The organism is Streptomyces spiramyceticus, assembly GCF_028807635.1.
GTDB lineage: Bacteria > Actinomycetota > Actinomycetes > Streptomycetales > Streptomycetaceae > Streptomyces > Streptomyces spiramyceticus.
Window position 1 is genome coordinate 297,231 of sequence record NZ_JARBAX010000002.1, and the last position, 19,003, is coordinate 316,233.

Consider the following 19,003-nt stretch of genomic DNA (forward strand, 5'->3'; position numbering starts at 1 on the left):
CCGGGCCCGCTGACGGTCGCGACCGTCGTCTCTCACACGGAGGTCAGCTGCACATTGCCGCCGTCCGTGTGCAGCGTGATCTTGCGGCTGGACGCCGGGTCCGTCTTGACCGAGACCTTCTCGGAGCCGCCCTTGCTCGTGGCCTTCACGGCGTACGCCTCCGCGCTCGGTACCTGCACCGTCACATTCCCGGAGTGCGTATTGATGTCCACGGTCTCCGGCGCTGCGGTGAACTTGGCATTGATCGCACCGCCGTTGGCATCCACTGTGAGCCGCTTGGCCGCGAGCCGGTCGGCCGTCACCTTGCCGCCGCCCGCCTTCACGGTCAGCGCGCCGGCGAGCCCGGTCACATCGACGTCTCCGCCCCGGCTGTCCAGCTCGGCCGCGACGGCCTTGGGCACCTCCAGGGTGTAGTCCACCTTGCACTTGGATGCCTCGCCGTCCTTGGCGCAGCCCTCTCCCACGCCGAGGCGCAGGGTGCCGCCGGAGCTGGTGTGCTCGGTCTTCGGCTTGTCGCCGCTGTAGGTGAGCTTCTCGGTGACCTTGATGGTGTCCCCGTCACCGGCGACGACCTCGATGTCGCCGCCCGGGGTCTTGACCTGGAGCGCCGTGACCTTGTCCGTGATCTCGTACGACGAGCTGGAACTCTTGGAGCCCTCCTCGTCGATATTGCAACCGGTGAGCAGGAAACCGGTGGTGACGGCGGCGGCGACGACGGTCAGGTGGCGGGTGCTGAGCTTCATGGTGGCCTCTTCTTCTGAGAATTCTGCGTTGTCTGCTGGGAAGTGCGGGGTCAGGAATCGAAGTGCAGGGTCAGGAATCGAGGTGGCGGGTCACGGTGCGGCCGGCTGCCCGGTGGGTGGCGTGTGCGAAGGAGCCCGGAGTCCGGGCGATCCACACCCGGCCGAACACCTGAGCCCGTACGACGGAGCGAGTGGTGCCTGTGCCGGGGAGCGGGCCGGAGAACACCACGGTCAGCCCGTCCACTCCTGCCGGCAGCCGACCGGACACCACGGAACGCGGTCCGTCCGCCTCGACAAAGCACTGGGTGTTCTCGACTGCCACCATCTGCACTCCCGGATGACTTGGCCCCGCGATCGCGGCGCTCCGACTGCTGACACAACGAAACCGTCAGCAGGGGGGCCGGCACATTGCGGCGGAACCGAGTCTTCGGGGTAGGGCCAGGCATACCCCCGAAGTAGAACTGGGCTGCTGGGCAGGGTGACCACGTGATTTCTACGGTGGACTCATGGCATCCAAGGCATCGAAAACAGTCTGGGCGGCACTGCGGCGCCCCACATTCCTGCTGACTTCCTGGCCCTGGCGGGCGGTGGCCTATCTGCTGAGCAGCACCCCGGTGGGTGTGCTCGGCCTGATCGCGGTCGTGACCGCGGTCGCGGTGGGCGGAGCGCTCGCGATCGTGGTCGTCGGAGTGCCCCTGCTGATGGCGGCGTTCCTGTCGGGCGTACCCATGGGCGCGATCGAGCGGCGGCGGCTGTGCCTCCTCGACCGGCGGGCCGCCCGCACTCCACACGGTGAGCCCGACAGGCCGGGCCTGCGCGAGTGGTGCTGGACCCGCTTCCGGGAGCCCGCCAGCTGGCGCGAGCTCGCCTACACACTGCTCTTCGTCACCGTGCTGTGGCCGCTGGACCTGCTTGCGGTGGTCTTCGCATTCACCGTGCCGGTGGGGCTGATGGCGACCCCGTACATGCTGGCCGCCTATGGCCACGGCGAGTCCGTCATGGCGCTGAAGCAGTGGTTGGTCACCTCCTACCCCGAGGCATGGGCGATGGCCGCGCTCGGCCTGGTGCTGCTCCCCGCCGCGGCCTACGCCCTGACGGTCGTCGCGGGGTTCCGGGCGTACTGGGCCCGGACGTTCCTCACCTGATCCGGGCACTGCCCTCCGCCTCCCCTCCACGTCGCTCACATTGATCCATTCAATGGGGCGGCGTAGAGGCGTGTCCGGAGTGTCGCCTGGCAGCAGCCTGCGGTGGCAAGAGGCTGCACCCCACGCCCGCCAGGGCGCAGGGGAAGGGGCCCGGGGCACAGCCCCGAACCCCACCGGCCTGCTACTGCACCGGCCTGCTACTGCACCGAAACGCCCTTGCCCGCCGGCTCCTTGACCGGCCGCGCACCCGGCAGCGAGTGCGCGTACACCAGCACCAACTCGTGGAACCGGTACTGCGGCAGCCCCGACGCGTCAACCCCCGCCATGTCCAGCATCGATACGTCGACCAGCCGCTCCAGGAACTCCTCCGCCGCAGACTCCGGCAGACCGGCAAGCACCGCCGCAGCGCCCGCCGGGAACGGGCTGCGCCCGAGCGCCGCCAGTTCGCGCAACAGCTCGTGCTCGGCCACCGTGAAGCGGCGCATCGACGACCGCAGGGTCTGCCGCACATCGAGGTCGCCGAAGCGCAGCTCGTGCAGCCGGGTGCCGTTGTCCGCGAGCCGCCCGGCAAGCCGGGTCACTGACCAGTACGGGCGGGAGGCCAGCCGTGCACCGGCGATCCGCAGCGCCAGCGGCAGCCCGCCGCAGCACGCCGCGATCGCGTCGGCCGCATCGGGCTCGACCGCTATGCGCCGTACCCCGGCGACCGCCGCCAGCATGGCCAGCGACTCGCCCCGGTCCATCGGCGCGCACACCGTGGTGTGCGAACCGGCCACCGCGCTCAGGCGCGTACGTCCGGTCACCAGCACGGCGGCTGTCATGGTGCCCGGCAGCAGCGGACCGAGCTGGAGGTCGCTCACCGCGTTGTCCAGCAGGATGAGCAGCCGCCTGCCCGCGGTGCGGGTGCGGTAGAGGCGGATCAGTTCGTCCAGGTCGCCGACAGGGCCGCCCGGCTCGGCCGCCCGTGCCAGGGGCTCACCGAGCGCCCGGAGCAGCTGCAGAAGCACCTGGGCCGGGTCCTTGGGCCTGCCGTCGGTGTGGCACAGGTTCGCGTACAACTGTCCGTCGGGGAAGTGCCGGGCGGCGGCGTGCGCGGCATGGACGGCGAGCGCCGTCTTGCCCACCCCCGCCATGCCGGTGATCAGCAGCCGCTGCGGCCGGAAGTGCGAGGACTGCCGCTCTCCCTGCGGGGGCGGACCCAGCCTGGCCAGCAGACCCGCCAACTCCCCCTCACGGCCGGTGAAATCGCTGATGTCCGCAGGCAGCATCGCGGGTACGGCCGCCTCCTGGGAGCGAGGCACCGTGCCCGCGGCCGCCGGTTCGCCGCTGTGCGATGCGTGCGAGCCGTGCGGTGCGGATGTCGTGACCGACGCCGGATCCCGTGCGAGGGCGAGCGAGCCGTCGAGTACGGACTGGTACGTGGCGTTCAGATCGGCGCCGGGATCCACTCCCAGCTCCTCCGCGAGCGCCTCGCGGCCCTCGTTGTAGACGTGCAGCGCGTCCGCCTGCCGCCCGCACCTGTACAGCGCGGTCATCAGCTGGGCGCGCAGCCGCTCCCGTACCGGGAACTCCGCGACCAGACCGGTGAGTTCGGGAATCAGCTGCTGGTGCCTGGCGAGCGCCAGATCCGTCTCGATGCGGTGCTCCAGAGCGGCGGTCCTGGTCTCCTCCAGCTGCGGCAGCTCCGCGTCCGCGAGGTGGGGCGTCACATTGGCGAGCGCCGGGCCGCGCCACAGGTTCAGCGCGCCGCGCAGCAACTCGTCCGCGTCCTCGTACCGCCGCTCGGCGAGCGCGGCCCGGCCCAGCCGGTGCAGTCGCTCGAACTCCATGGTGTCGATACGGGACGTGGGCGTGTGTATCAGATAGCCGGGCTGCCGGCGGACGAGCTCCACCTGCGGGCCCAGCAGCTTCCGCAGCCTGGAGATGTACGTGTAGATCTGCGCGTTCATCGTGGCGGGAGGGTCCCAGCCCCACAGCAGCGAGCTGAGGCGGGAGTCGGTGACGACCTTTCCCCTCGCCAGCAGCAGGGAGGCAAGAACCGTGTGGATCTTCGCCCCTGACATGGGGATGCGCCGTTCACCTTCTCTCGCCTCCACCGGACCGAGAAGTTGGAAATCCATGAGTCCCCCAGTGATTTCGATGGTGGTGCCGGAGTGCTGGAACGTCCCGGCTGCCCATCTTTCGAGCCGCTGACCTGGGATGTCAGCAGCTGCGGATGGCAGGTGGCTGCGGTGGCAGGACGCTGCAGCCTCGGTCTCGTCGTTCACAGGACCGGAGCACTGCCCATGCCGTACCCGACGAGTACGAAGACCGGCGCCCACACCGCGCTGCTCAGAACGGACCAGGCCAGATAGGAGCGCAGCGACATCCCCGACATCCCGCACAGGGTCGGTACGAGCGTGCGCAGCACGGCCGTGAACCGGCCCACGAACACCGCACGCCCGCCGCCGCGCTGAATCAGGGACAGGGCGCGGGCGGTGTGCCGGGGGCGCAGCAACCGCTGCGGTATCCGGTCCAGCAGACGGGTGTTCCAGCGCCGCCCGGCCGCGAAGCCGACGACATTGCCGAGCACCGCGCCGACGAGAGCCATGGCCAGCGTCGCGTACAGCGGAACCTGTCCGTGGCAGGCGAGCATCCCGCCCATGACCACCGCGGTCTGGCCCGGCAGCAGCGTGCCGAGCAAGGGCAGCGCCGACTCCAGCGCGGGCAGCAGCAGAACCGCCGCCAGCACGCCCCAGGTCCCGTACATCACCGTATGCTCGGTCAGCCAGACCATCATTGCGGGCCCCCTCTTCGTGTCCCCCAACACAACCGTGCGGAGCCGCGCCAATCACGACCGCTGGACCGAGTCCTGGGGTAGGGCAGGCCATACCTCCGGCCCTCGGTCTGGAGGGATGGCTCCAGCAGAGACCGGGCTTCTACGGTGGTTCCATGCGCTCACTCAACGTGTGGCAGGCCATGGCCCGACCTGGTTACCTGCTTTCCGCCTGGCCCTGGCGGTCGGTCGGCTATCTGCTCAGCAGTACGCCGATCGGCATCGTGGTGCTGCTGGCGATCCTCATCGGAGTGGTGGTGGGCAGTGCGCTCGCCATCGTGCTGGTCGGGCTGCCGCTGCTCGCGCTGCTGGCGTTCTCCGGAGTGCCGGTGGCCGCGCTGGAGCGCCGCAGGCTGCGGCTGGTCGACCGCAGGCCCGCCACCACGCTGCACCATGAGCCGTCCGAACCGGGGCTGCTGGCCTGGGCCCGCACCCGCTTCCGCGAGCAGGCGACCTGGCGGGAACTGGGCTACACGCTGGCGTTCGCGACCCTGCTGTGGCCGCTGGACCTGCTGGCGGTCGGAATGGCGCTGAGCGTGCCGCTGGGCCTGCTGGCCACGCCCGTGATGATGGCGACGCTCCATGAGGGCACCGAGGCACCCGTGCTCAAGCTCTGGACGGCGACCACCTGGCCGGAGGCGATCGGCGCCGCGTTCGTGGGGCTGCTGATGCTCGGGGCGTGCGGATACGCTCTCGGCATCGTGGCCGTAGCCCGCGCCGAACTGACCCGGATGCTCATCGCCCCTGTGGAGCCGGAGCTGGGGGAGCGGGTCACCGAACTCGTCCGTTCGCGCGTCCGGTTGGTGGACGCCTTCGAGGCGGAGCGGCGCCGGATCGAACGCGACCTCCACGACGGCGCGCAGCAGCGCCTGGTCGCCCTCACCATGACGCTGGGCCTGGCCCGCCTCGACGCCCCGCCCGGACCCCTCGCGGACCAGCTCGCGAAGGCCCACGACGACGCGGGCAAGGCCCTCGCCGAACTCCGTGACCTGATCCAGGGCATCCACCCCAAGGTCCTCGCCGACTTCGGCCTCGGTGAAGCGATCGCCGACGCGGCCGACCGGTCCGCGGTCCCCGTGGACGTCGGCGTCGACCTGCCCGGGCGCCTTTCCGAAGCCGTCGAGGCCGCCGCGTATTTCGTGGTCTGCGAGGCGCTGGCAAACGTGGGCAAACACAGCGGGGCGAGCCGCGCCGAAGTGACCGGCCGGCACGAGGACGGCCGCCTGACCGTCGAAGTACGCGACGACGGGCGGGGCGGAGCGGACGCCGGCATGGGCACCGGACTGACCGGACTCGCGGACCGGGTGTCCGTACTGGATGGCAGACTTGCTCTGTCCAGCCCTCCCGGCGGACCGACCCTGCTGCGTGTGGAGATTCCTTGCGAGTGGACAGAGACCGAGAGCTCCGCGTAGTGCTGGCCGAGGACAGCGTGCTGCTGCGTGAGGGACTGATCGGCCTGCTCGGCCGGTTCGGTCACGAGGTCGTCGCCGCGGTCGGCGACGCCGACGCCCTGGTGGCGGCGGTCGCCGAGCACGGACCCGACATCGTGGTCACCGACGTCAGGATGCCGCCGGGCTTCCAGGACGAGGGCCTCCACGCGGCCGTACGCCTGCGCACCGACCAGCCCGCGCTCCCGGTCCTTGTCCTCAGCCAGTACGTCCAGCGCACGTATGCCTCGGAGTTGCTCGACTCCGGGGACGGCTCGGGCATCGGCTATCTCCTCAAGGACCGGGTCGGCCAGGTCGAGGAGTTCCAGACCGCGCTCCAGGATGTCGCCGCGGGCGGCACGGTCGTCGACCCCGAAGTCGTGCGCCAGCTGCTGCGCCGCCGCCGCGATCCGCTGGAGCGCTTGACGGTCCGCGAACGCGAGGTGCTCGGCCTGGTGGCGGAGGGTAAGTCCAACGCGGCGATCGCACGCCAACTGGTGGTCTCCGAGGCGGCGGTGGGCAAGCACATCGGCTCCATCCTCACCAAACTGGACCTGCCGCCGGCGGACGACACGCACCGGCGGGTGCTGGCGGTGCTGGCGTTTCTGCGGGCGTGAGGGCCCGGTAGGCCCACAGGTCGCGCACGCCCTCGCGCACATCCTCCTTGCGTACACCCTCACTTGAGCCAACTCACTCAAATCGTCGCGTATAGCGCCGATATGGCCGCGTCGTAGCGCCCTCCTCAACGCTGGGCCGACCCTGCGGAACCCCGCGGGCACCATCCAGCAGCCCGCTCGGAGGAGCTCGATGCGCCGTCGTCTCACCACCCCCCTGACCGCTGCCGTCCTCGCCCTGCCCCTCGTACTCGGCCTGGGGGTCTCCCCGGCCTCGGCCGCCCCGGCCGACAAGCCCCAGGTCCTGAGCGGCTTCACGCAGACCAGCGCGAGCAGCTACAACGCCTGGTTCGCCGCCCGCCAGAACCAGTCCGCGTGGAGCGCATACGGCTTCGACTGGTCCACCGACTACTGCACCACCTCACCCGACAACCCCTTCGGCTTCCCCTTCCAGAACTCCTGTGCCCGCCATGACTTCGCCTACCGCAACTACAAGGCCGCCGGCACCTTCACGGCCAACAAGGCCCGCCTGGACGACGCCTTCTACGCCGACCTGAAGCGAGTCTGCGCCAACTACAGCGGCCTGAAGAAGTCCTCCTGCGGTGCCACTGCCTGGACCTACTACAAGGCCGTCGACGAATTCGGCTCCGTTGCCTCCACCACTTCGGCCTCTCCGCGGTCCGTCAGAGGCTGATCTCCATCACGCCCCTGTTGCCGCCGGGCACGCTGCAATACATCGCGCTTGGCCTGCGTCCCCGCATCGGAGACAGCGCCGTGCTCGGCCTAGCGGAAGGCGATCAACCGGAACTACCACGCTGGCTGGGACACTCCGACCCCGGGTTCACGCTGCGGAAGTACTCTCAACTTCCTGCCCCGCGCGGGCGCACGTGGCAGCGCCGCCGCCATCGACGCGATCTTCGGAGAAGTCCCACAGATGCCGCCGCACCCCTCCAGACCCGCATTCACGCAGGTCAAACGGGGTGCGACGGCATCCGCCATTCAGATGTCGCGGAAGAGACCAGGCGGCCCCGTGACCTGCCGCGATGGGTGGCTGCGGGGCGCTGACCTGCGCAGATGGTCTTTCCGCTGTTTCACGGTCATGCTCGTTGATGCGGCCGGAAGTCCCAGAAAAGTCCCAGGGGTGATGGCCACTCTTTCGGTCTGTGCAAAGGTCCGGGGGTGCGGTGTGGTCTGGGGTTCGTGCATCGGTGGTCCGCCTTGAAGGAACGGCAGCGCGCGCTTCTGCAGCGGCTCGCAGCTGGTGAGGAACCTGGAGCCTGGGCGCCGGGAGAATGGCGCTCGGCCTATGCCCTACGGGACCGCGGCCTGCTGACGGTCAGCAAGAGTGGTGGGCATGCCCACGTGGAGGTCGCAGAGGCCGGCCGGTTCTACCTGCGGCATTGTCGTCATCCCGACGATCCGGCGTTTACGGGCGACGGCGTTCAGGCAGTGTCCGTCGGACCCTTGGCGTCGACGAAGGACGGAACACGGCGCGAAGTGACCGGTCGAAAGCGCAGTCCGACGCCCTACAGTGAGCGGCCCATCGCGCGCGCTCGACGGGCGAAGGCACTGGAGTTGGTCGAGCGTCTGGTCGCCGAGGGGCGCGTCCGTATCGCCGACGCCGATGACGACGAGGTTGCGGAGTGGCGGCGCGTAGTCGATTACGCGAAGCGGCACGGCCTCGAACCGCAGGGCAGACGTATCGAGAAGGCCCGCTTCGGCGCACGCGGTCTGGAGGTGTTCCTCGCCGAGGGCCCGCATCCCAACTCGCGGACTCAGCGGCCGAAGGCTGACGAATCGGTGCTTCCGGTCCCCACGCGACTGAGTTCTCTCCATCCGGCTGTGGCTGCACTCAAGGACGATGACGGACAGCTGGTCATTCCCGCTGCGCTTCGTCGCCGGTCACTTTTGCTGCTGCAGGCACTGGCTGCCGGGGCGGTGCGGCGAGGGTACGAGGTCAGGCAGAGCCGGTCATGCTATTCGCGGCGCGAGGGCGGAGTGGACGTGGCGGTCGACGGTTTCGCGTACGCCGTCACTGTCAGGCAAGAGTTCCCACAGTCGACGAATCCAGAGCGCTCCGCGCGCATTGTCGTCGAGCTTGACCATGGCCGGTCCGGTCGGCCGGGGCGTTGGCGGGACCAGAAGAGCAGGGCCCTTGAGGACGCCCTGGGGGTGATCCTTGGGGAGATCGAGGCGCGAGCGCTGGAGGACGCTCAGCGCAGGAAGTCCGAGCAGCGGGCCATGGCGGAGCGCGAGGTCCGCTGGCGGGCGGCCATGGAGGAGGCGAGGAAGCGAGCTGTCCGGGATCAACTTGCTGAGGTGCTTCGCGAGGAGGCCGGACGCTGGCAGGAGGCCGCCGTACTCGGTGCCTACTGTGATGCCCTGGAACGTCGTCTTGCCCAACAGGGCGACGCCGTGGACGAGCCCACTCTGGGATCGGCCAGACGCTGGTTGGAGTGGGCACGTGAATTCGTGCAGGCGATCGACCCCTTGAACCGGCTTCCGGAGATGCCAACTGCAAGGGAGCCCACGTCGGAAGAGCTCAAGGCGTACCTGAAGGGGTGGAGTCCCTATGGACCGGAACGTCGGGGCGGACGCTAACGGGCGCGGCGGGCGGTTCGCTGAGTCGCATCATGTGTTTCCGATGACGCATCACGTGGAGTGCGTTGTGATCCTTGAGCCCATCAAGAAGGACGTCTGACGCGTACATAGAGCCTGGTCAGGGCGGGTGTGGGCAGGGCCGGGTGCCCGGTGGTCGAGGAGGGCCGCCGGGTGTCCGGGGTTGCTGGTCAGGCGGCGTCCTCCCTCGGGTTGAGGGTGACGGTGTAGCCGAGCTGGTTGAGCTGATTGATGGCCCGGCGGGTGGCGCGTTCGGGGTCGCGTTGGGTGAAATAGGTCCCGCCGAGTTCCTGGTAGGCGACGTTGTCGGTCAGCATGTGCCAGATCGCGGTGATGATCGAGTGTTCGACGGCGACCAGTGCCCTGAGCGGGCCGCGGCGGGCGGTCAGCCGTTTGTAACGGGCGGCGAGGTAGGTGTCCTTGGTTCTCACCGCGCCGAATGCCGCGAGGCCGAGTTCCCCTTTGAGGTAGGGGTTGCCGGGCCGGACCTTCGTGTTCTTGGTGCGGCCGGCGGACTCGTGGTGGCCGGGGCAGACCTCGGCCCAGGACGCGAGGTGCTTGGCTGAGGCGAACCGGGTCGTGTCCCCGCCGGTCTCCGCGATGATCACTTCGGCGGTGGCCTGGTTGATGTCGGGGATGGTGTCGAGCAGGTCGAGGGCGCCACGAAAGGGTGCCATCGCCTCTGCGACCCGGCTGGTGAGCTGGTCGATCATCGCGGTGAGTTGGTCGTACTGGTCCAGATACAGGCGGGCCAGGAACGCGTGGTGCCCGCGGAAGCGTCCGGTCAGGGCCTCGGTGAGTTCGGGGATCTTGTTGCGGAGCTTGCGCTTGGCCAGCTCCGCGAGGACTTGCGGGTCACGTTCCCCGGCGATGAGGGGCTTCGAGCATGGCCCGGCCGGAGACGCCCATGATGTCGGAAGCGACCGCGGACAGTTTGATGCCGGTGTCCTCCAGCAGCTTCTCCAGCCGCTGGACCACACGGCCGCGTTCACGGGTGGCAGTGGTCCGGGCCCGGGTCAGGTCCCGCAGTTCACGGACCGGCTCGGGCGGCACGAAGGAGGGCCGGACCAGGCCGTGGGCGCCGAGTTGGGCCAGCCAGGCCGCGTCCGAGACATCCGTCTTGCGGCCGGGCAGGTTCTTGACCTGCCGCGCGTTGACCAGGATGACGTTCAAGCCCTCGGCCAGCACGTAGTAGAATGGCTTCCAGTAGCCCGAGGTCGCCTTGATCACCACCAGCGTCACCCGTGCGGCGAGCAGGTGCTCCCGCAGATCCAGGACCGCGTTCGTAGTCGATCCCCACGTCGTGGTCTCGGTCGCAAAGGACCCACGCCGCTTCGTACTCGGCGTACGGAGACACGCCTTGGCGTCCTTCTTGCTGATGTCCAGGCCCGCGCAGCGTTCGTGCAACACGTCCACGGCCTTGCTCCCTCCCTCTCCGGACAACCGGTTACGCCGTTCCGGGAGGACCAGGGTGATGACGCACGTGCTTCCCAGCAACACTCCACGGTTCCCGTGGACGGCCCCAGCACCACGCTGACCTGCGAGCTCACAGGCATCACAGACGCATCGGTTTCGGCCGGAACGAACCCCACCACGATCCCGAACCGTCATCAGCCCCCGTCAGGGCAGACAGAAGCACCTCCGGCGCGCCACGGGATTTACCACGCCCCCGGCGCGCACCGAAGGTGCGCTGGATCGCTGAAATGACGCTCATTTGACGCTCGTTCTGATGGGCCGTCAGGCGCTTTGTTTCGCTGGTCAGGTGGTCTGCTGGCTACGCGGGTGTGGCAGGCTGCCGGGGATTTCGTGGTGACAAGCGGTCATGCTCCGCCACGTGCGTGGAGCGCCCAGCAGGTTCTTCGTCTCCTGCTGGTACACCGCTCGCGCCCCCGTTGACCAGGCAGAACGTCTGCCAATTGCCGGGGTGGCAGCGGGCTGGTCCGCAACTGGCCCGGATCTTGGTCCGCCCAGGGGCTCCGTCGCTTTGCAGCCGTAGTGGGCGCTGAGCGCCTGGGCTCCGGGCGGGAGGCGATGCCCGACCCGCACAACGCGCGCCCTCAGCTGGTGTCTTTGCCGCCGAACCCCTGGCGAGCCCCGCTGGCCGCGCGCGGCCGAGGATCGGCGCAGTGATGCGGGCCGTGGCAGACCGTCCAAGAGCAGTTCGGTCGTGCGGTGCGGGCAGCCCCAGGCCGGGGGAGTCTCGCGGTGGACGATGAGCCTGTGGTGGCACGCGCACCGGTGGACGCTATCCATAGCGATAGCGTCCGGTGTCGATCTTTCCGAGGAGGCTGCCCCATTGGCCCGTACGCCTGCCGCAGGCACGAGCGCGGTCGGATCTACCCGACCGGCCTGGGTCGTGTCCGCGGCCCACGCTTGGGTTGCCCCGCAGAGCTGGACGGCCTCTTCACTCAGCCCGCGTCGACCGCGATCCGCCCGGTCAAGCAGGTCGTGGACGACGGTGACGTCATCATCGTCCGCACCCACGAAGCGCCGCCCGTGCCGTACCCACCCTGCAGGCCGGCGATAGAGGTGTCGCCGACACATCAAGCACACCATCCAGGACAGGCTCGCCATAGGCCGACCGGAACGTTCTTCCAGACATGAATTCGCGTTCACGCAGGAGAGATCAGCGTGCTGTGGTGGAAGCCAAGACGCGGGTCATGCCTCCAGGGGAGGCCGTCGACATACTGCCGCAACTGCGGCATGCGCACCCGCTGCCGGACAGTGTTGGCCGGATAGTCGTAGACGGTGATGGTATTGAGCCCTCGGTTGGCGGTGAACAGCAGGGTCTGGTCGGCGGAGAGCTGACAGGCGTACACCGAATCGAGCAGCGTTCCGCGCGAGACCCGCAGCGCTGCGAGGAAGTGCCTGCTGCTCGCGGCCGGCGAGCCGCGGGTGAAGGCGTCGGTCACCTGGTGCAGTGCCTGCCGGCCGGCGAGCAGCTGCTCGGGCAGGCCGGGGCGCTCGTCGATGATCCGGTGGGTGGAGAAATCGTCCAGGTCGATCATGACGATGGTGCCGCTGCCGCCGTTGCAGTAGATCAGTTCGCGATCGGACACGCAGACGTCCGAGTTGATGTGCGCCGGGGTCTCACGAGCGGCGGTCCAGTGGCGCAGGACCTGTCCGTGTTCCGCGTCGATCTCGAAGACGTACTCCTTGAGGTAGGCCATGGCCCACTCGTGCCAGTCGTGTCCTTCCTGGGGGAGGACACGGAACGAGAGGGCGTAGAAGCGGTCCTCGCGGGGATGAACGGCCACATGCCAGCAGGTGGCCGGTAAGTCGACGCGGCGGGCTGCGCCCGTGTGCAGGTCGAAGATGCCGACCTCGCGGGCCTCGCCGCGGCCGGGGTGGTCCATGCCGCCGTAGACGAGGTATCGGCCGGAGGCCGTGGTCTTCATGGCGTGGGGCAGCTTCAGGCCGTGCGGGCCCAGGCGCTCGGGACGGCCGAGCTTGTCGATGTCGAACCGCCACAGGTGCTCGCCGATCGCACCGACGATCTCCCGGTTTCCCAGCCAGGCGATGTGCGTGGTGCCTTTGATGGACGAGTCGGTGGGCTCGATCCGCAGGGTGGACAGGCGGTCGGCCTCGGCGAGGGTCGCGGTGTCGTAGAAGAGCAGGTGTTGGCCGGTGTTGCCGAGGAATCCGAGTGAGTGGTCCGGGCTGACGCTGACGGCGTGGCCCCCGGCGATGCCGTCGTAGTAGTCGATCTTGTACGCGTACCGGCCGGTGGCGGGGTCGTAGTGGAAGACGCAGGCGCCCGCCCGGCCTTCCAGTCCGTTGAGGCCGTTGCCGTCGAGGGCGATGTGGAAGGCGTACGGGTACTCGTGCGGCTGGGTGGCAAGCGGGGTCAACGGGGCTGCCTCTCGGGCCTGAAGTGGCGGAAGCCGGAACTGTCGGTGTACTCGGGCCGCGTCGGCCTCCACGGGGCCAACCCGGCCAACGGGTTCAACGGCTCGGCCACCCGGGCGACGGCGTCCCAGAGCGAGGAGTAGTCGGCACCGGCCGTCTCCGCGACCGGCCCTGTGCTGCCCTGCCCGTGTGCCGCGATGGTACTCAGGGTGGTGTGGAAGGACCTGCGGTAGGCGTCCTCCACCAGAGCGCGCCGGACCGCGGGCCACAGCGCGGGGGTGATCGCCCGCCACAACGGTGGGAGGGCGAACTGCTGATAGGCGCAGATGGTTACTCTGGTGCCGCCCGCGGTCCGGGCGAAGGACACCGAGCCGTCGTCCTGAAGCGCGGAGGCGTTCTCGCTGTGGACCTGCCGCCAGCGCAGCAGCTGCTCGTCCGGGCCGTAGTCGATGGTCTCCAGCTTGCAGACGTCGAGTACGTCGGCGCCGCACAGCGCGAGGTAGGCGGGCTGGGCCCGGTTGATGCTCCGCTCGAGCTGCCGAATCGGCCTTCCGGCCTCATCGCGTGCCTGGACATCCGTACAGCCGGCCAGGTGGCCGCTGGTCAGACCGATAACCTGACTGATGTCGAGGCATGTGGTGAACTCGTCGAACGGCGTGGGCACTTGCCTCTCGCAGCGGAACAGGACGGCTTCGTCCAGGTAGCGCCACCGCATCCCGTCGGCACTTGGCGAGACGGACGCGATCAGTTGGTCCAGCGGTTCCAGATGGCGGGCCACGGCCTCGAACTCCGCAGGCCCGAACGCCAGTGCATCGACGCCGAGCGGTGTCGGCGCGGTGCGGGTCGGGGCGTCATTCGGGCGGATCCGAAGGGCGGACGCCAACTCTGTCGCCAACTCCGCCGTCTGGTCGACGATCGTCAGAAACCTTCGCAGCGCCACTCCGGCCAGGGGGATGTTGGGCATGGTTCCGCCCTACCCGGCGCAATCACCTCCCATACCAGCCGCGCCCGCCGAGGCCGGCCCATGGGCCGATCGGCGAACTGTCGAGGTGGACGGTGTACCTGCCGGCTCTCCGGCCTGGCGGCAGCGGCGCATGGATCTCGGCAGCGCCGTCGAGAAGAACTCGGCATGCGCGCCAGCGCCGGCGGGATCCGGCCACTTCCTGGATCCCGGGCGCTGCCTGCCGCCTCACCTGTGAACATTCATCACGGACACGTCAAGTGCACTGCCATCACACGGCGGAGGATTCATGACCCGTACGGCGCCGTCACCCCCAGCCCTCCCCGCACCCAGGGACCTCTGCCCCGTAGAGGGATTTCAGAGGGTGGCTGTGCGGTGACCGGACTCCGCGTGCTCCAGATACCCGAGACCTGCGGTTGGAACGACTACGTCGCACTCCAGGAGAGCCACCTCGCGGCCCAAGGGGCCGTGGTGCTGCGCCCGGGGCTGTGCCGCGACGAACCAGGGTTCGGCCCCGGAGACCTCTCCCACCTGGTCGGTGCGGTGCCGGACATCGTGCACCTGCACTGGCCGGAAATGCTCGCCAGGTTGCTCGGCGACGCCGAGGCGATCGCCTTCCTGCGGGAGTTCGCCGCCAGGGGTGCGCGTCTGGTCCAGACGGTGCACGACCTCGCCCCTCACGAAGAGGGGACACACGGCAATGCGGGGTTCATCGACGAGGTCGACTCGCTCACGCACGGCGTCCACTTCTTCACCAAAGAGCACGAGTTGGCCGCACGCCGGATCCGCAGCCGCCTGCCCGGCCCGGCGCTGCACCTGCCCCACCCCAGATACCCCCAACTCGTCCCCGACCGAGGGGCATCCCCGTACGGCGCGACGATCGGCTGCTTCGGCCGACTGCGCCCCTACAAGCGGACCGCCGCCTTCGCGCGGGCGTTCGTCCGGCACGCCACCGGGGAGCAGCGGCTGCTGATCGCGGGATACCCGGACGATCCGGCCACCCACCACACCCTGACCGAGATCGCGGCCGCCCACGACCGGGTCCGCTACCTTCCGGGCTTCCACCCCGGGTCCGAGTTCGTGCGGCTGCTGGAGCAGGTGGACTGGGTGGCGCTGCCCTACCAACGGGTGTGGTCCAGCGGCGTGCTGGTGGCCGCGGCGCAGCAAGGCCGCCGCATCCTGTCACCGCCACCGGTGGGATCGGACGCCTACGGGCCGGCGCTCGACGATTGGCAGATCGTTGAGCCGTGGGACGACGATGTGGCCGTGTTGCGCTGGCAGGGGGCTCTGACCGTCCCGCCGGAAGGACAACGGATGGTGAGCGGGCCGGGAGCGCTGACCCTGCCGCAGTGGGACGAGGCGGCGGACGCCCTGGGCGACTTCTACCACCGAATCCTGGCGGCCTAGATGGTCCACCGCATCGTCGTAGGAGCGGCCGGCTTCATCGGCCGCCCGCTCGCCGCACACCTCGCCGCCCAGCAGGGACGCCTTCTCCTCATTGACTCCGAACCGGCCGGGCCCCCCACCGGCACGGTGCAGGGATGGCACGCCGTCGATTGCCGCACGGAACGCTTCACGCAACTGGTCGACGAGTTCCTCGACGGAGCCGAACGCGTGGAGCTCTTCCACGCCGCCGGACGGGTACCCCACCTCGCGCGGATCGCCGCCAACGACGTAGACGCCTTCCGCGCGGCGATCGAGGACAACCTGGTGACCACCTACGCGGTCCTGCGTACGGTCGCGGAAGCCGCGGCAGCCCACCGCGTACCGGGCGCCATGCTCGTCCTCGGCTCGGTCGGCGGCACCAGGGCACACCGCTACAAGGCCGGCTACGACGCGGCCAAAGCCGCCGCCGAAAGCCTCACCCGCAGTTTCGCCCTGGAGTACGGCCCGCTCCACATGTCGACGCGGGCCATCGCGATCGGCCCCATCGACGACTCCTCGACCACCTCTGCCGACGGGGTACACCTCCACGCCCTCGTCCGGGACGTCCCCCTACAGCGCTACGCGACCCTCGCCGAGGTGGTCCACGCCGTCGCGGTGCTGGCGACACCGGTCTTCGACTTCGCGAACGGCGCGACCTACCTCTTCGACGGGGGCCTCGCTCAGCAACTCCGCTCCCAGACCATCGAACGACCCCCTGAGGACTTGGGAGTCCGCTGAGTCACAGGACGATGCCAGAGCCCTCACACGGCGGTCCTGTTTGCGTGGCGGTCGGAGGGTCGTTCTCCTCGGCGACACGGCGACGGTGAAGATATGGCTGGTCAGCGGGCGAGTATGTGGCCGTCGCGGGGGCGGTGGTCGCGGGAGCGGCGCAGGTCGGTGGTGACGTACGTGCGTTGCAGCCAGCGGTCTGCTCCGTCGTAACGAGGGTGGAAGGCGGTGCGGCCGTGGACGGTGACGCGGTTGTCGACGACGACCAGGTCGCCGGGTGTCAGGCGCAGAGTGCGGGCGGTCGCCTCGCAGGCGCGGCCGAATTCGGTCAGCGCCGCTGCGGCCCGAGGCGTGAGCGGGGTGGTGACGAGTTGGGCCATACGTATGTCGGGATCCTCGGCTGCTCCCGACAGCACCGGTCGGGGCTTGACATCGGGCTCAGTCGCGGCAGCGTCGGGGCCGAAGGAGGGTGGTGGCGTGGTGATGAACTCCGATGCGAACAGGGCCTGGCGGCTGGCTGGGGTGAGGAGCGGCAGTGCTTGGCGGATGCCGGCGATGCGCATGCCTGCGATCTGGTCGTGGTCGGCACGCAGGCACAGGAAGATCACATAGTCGGGTGGGTGGGGGTGGAAGCCGTTCTCGGTGTGGAAGGACAGCGGCACCGATCCGGCGTTGCCGTGGAAGGTCTCCTGCCCGGGCACGGGCACGACGTCCTGCACGAGGGCGCCGGATTTCTCCGCCAGGTAGGCGAGAGGCTCGCCGAGCCCGCAGGCCACCATGGTGAGCACCGCCGCCGAGATGGTGGCCTGGCGCTGGACCGAGCCGGGTACGGTCGGTGTCGCGGGCAGGGCCGCCTGATCGACGGGCAGGCCGCCGATCACCAATGTGCCGTGCGGGCCGGAATGCCTTCGGAACCGGCGCACCTCGCGGCGCAGCAGTAGCGGAAGGTCCTCCCAGGCGTCCCGGGCCCGTGCCACCCACTCGGGGCTGTCGACCTGGTCGTGCCCGCGGGCGCACAGGGTGCGGGCCAGCCCCTCGCACGCGCCGGTATCGGCCGGATCCAGTTCCCGATCTGCGGCGACGACGGTGCTTTGGGTGGTGTCGGGCGTCGTCTCGGGCATCAGGGTCTCCTGCCGGGGGTGTGGGCGGCGGACGCGCGGACTCACGAGTGGCGCAGGCCGGCCACGGCGTCGGCGATGTAGTGGTCCCCGAATCGGATCAGCGAGGCGTACTGGGCCGCGCGGCGATGGCGCATGAGCCGTAGTTCGGCTACGGCGTTGTCGGGGCCTTCGGGTTTCTGAGCGATGGAACGATCCAGATGCACCATCGAGTACGCGAGGGTGACGTGTCGTTCACCGTCCACGATTTCGGCTTCCAGGAGAGCGCCCCGTGCCTCGGCCAGCTCCGGGGCGCGGGCCGCCAAGTGCTCGTAGGAGTCGGGAACCACAGACAGCAGGTCCTTCATCGCCGCCCGGAACAGCTTGTATCCGCGATGCTGGCGCCCGCTCAACGGGATGTCCACCGACGGAGGCGCCATGGTGTGGCGTATCACCGCCATGTAGTAGTCGGCCGGGATCGTACTGGCGTGGGCCATCGCCGCCGGGAATCCACGCACATACACCGTCGCATCTGCCAGCCGCAGCAGCGCGGCATCGCCGTCGCCGAGCCGCAGATGGCGGGTGGCGTCGGCCACGGCGACCGCGGCGCAGACGTTGAACAGGACATGGACCTGGTGACCGATGAGCCACCGAGCACTCCACACACTCTCCAACGACGATCCCGCACCAGCCTCGGGGACGGCCACCGGCGGGACGGAGTCAGGACCGGCGCCCGGCGCTGCGCCGGTGAGATCGAGCACCGACTGCCGCATCCCGGCCACCTCCAGCGCCAGGTCGGAACCCGACAGCGGAGCATCACACAGATCTTCCAGACCGCGGTGGATGACCAGGACGCCGTGCAGGGCAGCCTGCTGATCCGACAGCTCCCCCTCACGGACCCGGAAGAACGACTGACTGGTCGACTCCGCCGGCAGTCCCTCACCGACCACGGCCGGAGCCAGATCCGACAGCGCGGCCGCCAACTCACCGGCAACCGCGGCGGCCTGCCGCAGCGCGAGGGTGCGCTCGACAGGTCTGGCATGGGTCGACACCGCGGCCAGCACGCGCGCGGTCCGCTTCGCCTCAGCATCGACCCGCGGGCCCAACAGCGGGACGGGCCGCCCGCCTCGGGGATTTCGGAAGACAGCGACAGCAGGATGACCGGAAACCGGTGATAAGCCCATGGTTGAAGTATTTCGCCAAGAACACTCCACACGAAACCCTGATCTGCAAGACCATTCCTGTGCGGTGCACCGGAGTTGGCCGGGAGAGGTCAGCGGCGGCGAACCCGGTATGCCCCGCGGGCTCCGTCCGACCCAGACCGTCAGCGCCGCGGCCACCGTGCGTCTGGCACCTGTCGAGGATGGGGCATCGCCCGTTCGGTGCTCCTCAACGGGACGCGGTGGAGGCCGGCGCATCCGGACGACCCGCCGAACCTCATCCCGGCATCGCTCGTGTGAGGCAGCGCCGACATGGCCCGTCCGCCCGGGGAGGGCGCTGTGGAGGAATCTGGGCGCTGCCTGGCGACCTCATTGGTGACTCAGAAGAAGCCAATCTTTCTGGGGGAATAGTTTACTAA

Annotated in this window: 15 protein-coding genes and 1 pseudogene; 7 read left to right on the forward strand and 9 right to left on the reverse strand. The window is 69.4% G+C overall.

The genetic code is table 11. From position 1 onward, the window contains the following. Positions 1 to 32: 32 nt before the first annotated feature. Together PXH83_RS24890 and PXH83_RS24895 are read right to left on the reverse strand one after the other, a co-directional pair. On the reverse strand, positions 33 to 743 hold the full coding sequence (locus PXH83_RS24890) for a DUF4097 family beta strand repeat-containing protein (protein ID WP_274563311.1): 711 nt from the start codon (positions 741 to 743) through the stop codon (positions 33 to 35). Between the two features lie 70 nt (positions 744 to 813). Next, a complete protein-coding gene (locus tag PXH83_RS24895; protein WP_274563314.1) occupies positions 814 to 1,068 on the reverse strand; it encodes a hypothetical protein in 255 nt (84 codons plus the stop codon). 181 nt (positions 1,069 to 1,249) lie between these two features. Here PXH83_RS24895 and PXH83_RS24900 point away from each other — a divergent pair, with 181 nt between their 5' ends. Then, entirely contained in the window at positions 1,250 to 1,888 is a 639-nt protein-coding gene (locus PXH83_RS24900; protein WP_274563315.1) for a sensor domain-containing protein, read from the forward strand. A 197-nt stretch (positions 1,889 to 2,085) separates the two neighbouring features. On the opposite strand, the gene PXH83_RS24905 is transcribed toward PXH83_RS24900, so the two are convergent. Both PXH83_RS24905 and PXH83_RS24910 read right to left on the reverse strand, forming a co-directional pair. Continuing rightward, complete coding sequence (locus PXH83_RS24905; protein ID WP_274563316.1) at positions 2,086 to 3,951, reverse strand: AfsR/SARP family transcriptional regulator; 1,866 nt, start codon at positions 3,949 to 3,951, stop codon at positions 2,086 to 2,088. A 200-nt stretch (positions 3,952 to 4,151) separates the two neighbouring features. Beyond that, the gene (locus PXH83_RS24910; protein ID WP_274563317.1) at positions 4,152 to 4,667 is read right to left on the reverse strand and encodes a DedA family protein; all 516 of its coding nucleotides are present in this window, start codon (positions 4,665 to 4,667) and stop codon (positions 4,152 to 4,154) included. 152 nt (positions 4,668 to 4,819) lie between these two features. Here PXH83_RS24910 and PXH83_RS24915 point away from each other — a divergent pair, with 152 nt between their 5' ends. From PXH83_RS24915 to PXH83_RS24930, 4 genes are all read left to right on the forward strand, one after another. Next, complete coding sequence (locus tag PXH83_RS24915) at positions 4,820 to 6,115, forward strand: sensor histidine kinase (RefSeq protein WP_274563318.1); 1,296 nt, start codon at positions 4,820 to 4,822, stop codon at positions 6,113 to 6,115. After that, the gene (locus PXH83_RS24920) at positions 6,115 to 6,747 is read left to right on the forward strand and encodes a response regulator (protein WP_274565157.1); all 633 of its coding nucleotides are present in this window, start codon (positions 6,115 to 6,117) and stop codon (positions 6,745 to 6,747) included. The genes PXH83_RS24915 and PXH83_RS24920 overlap by 1 nt, the downstream gene beginning before the upstream one ends. Positions 6,748 to 6,937: 190 nt before the next feature. Next, positions 6,938 to 7,438, forward strand: a complete 501-nt coding sequence (locus PXH83_RS24925; protein ID WP_274563319.1) for a phospholipase — start codon at positions 6,938 to 6,940, stop codon at positions 7,436 to 7,438. Positions 7,439 to 7,962: 524 nt separating this feature from the next. Continuing rightward, complete coding sequence (locus tag PXH83_RS24930) at positions 7,963 to 9,345, forward strand: hypothetical protein (protein WP_274563320.1); 1,383 nt, start codon at positions 7,963 to 7,965, stop codon at positions 9,343 to 9,345. Between the two features lie 188 nt (positions 9,346 to 9,533). Here the strand turns inward: PXH83_RS24930 and PXH83_RS24935 are convergent. From PXH83_RS24935 to PXH83_RS24945, 3 genes and pseudogenes are all read right to left on the reverse strand, one after another. Further along, positions 9,534 to 10,779 (reverse strand): annotated as a pseudogene (locus PXH83_RS24935) (IS110 family RNA-guided transposase). 1,196 nt (positions 10,780 to 11,975) lie between these two features. Beyond that, positions 11,976 to 13,214, reverse strand: a complete 1,239-nt coding sequence (locus tag PXH83_RS24940) for a hypothetical protein (RefSeq protein WP_274563322.1) — start codon at positions 13,212 to 13,214, stop codon at positions 11,976 to 11,978. Continuing rightward, a complete protein-coding gene (locus tag PXH83_RS24945) occupies positions 13,211 to 14,176 on the reverse strand; it encodes a hypothetical protein (RefSeq protein WP_274563324.1) in 966 nt (321 codons plus the stop codon). Before PXH83_RS24945 ends, PXH83_RS24940 begins: the two co-directional genes overlap by 4 nt. A gap of 372 nt (positions 14,177 to 14,548) precedes the next feature. Between PXH83_RS24945 and PXH83_RS24950 the strand changes: the two genes are divergently transcribed. Together PXH83_RS24950 and PXH83_RS24955 are read left to right on the forward strand one after the other, a co-directional pair. Next, on the forward strand, positions 14,549 to 15,580 hold the full coding sequence (locus PXH83_RS24950) for a glycosyltransferase family protein (RefSeq protein ID WP_274563326.1): 1,032 nt from the start codon (positions 14,549 to 14,551) through the stop codon (positions 15,578 to 15,580). Continuing rightward, entirely contained in the window at positions 15,581 to 16,336 is a 756-nt protein-coding gene (locus PXH83_RS24955; protein ID WP_274563328.1) for an SDR family oxidoreductase, read from the forward strand. It abuts the gene before it with no gap. 101 nt (positions 16,337 to 16,437) lie between these two features. Here PXH83_RS24955 and PXH83_RS24960 read toward each other — a convergent pair whose 3' ends face one another. Together PXH83_RS24960 and PXH83_RS24965 are read right to left on the reverse strand one after the other, a co-directional pair. Then, positions 16,438 to 17,448, reverse strand: coding sequence for a clavaminate synthase family protein (locus tag PXH83_RS24960; protein WP_274563330.1), 1,011 nt, complete (start codon positions 17,446 to 17,448; stop codon positions 16,438 to 16,440). Between the two features lie 41 nt (positions 17,449 to 17,489). Further along, complete coding sequence (locus PXH83_RS24965) at positions 17,490 to 18,488, reverse strand: hypothetical protein (protein WP_274563332.1); 999 nt, start codon at positions 18,486 to 18,488, stop codon at positions 17,490 to 17,492. Between the last annotated feature and the right edge of the window lie 515 nt (positions 18,489 to 19,003).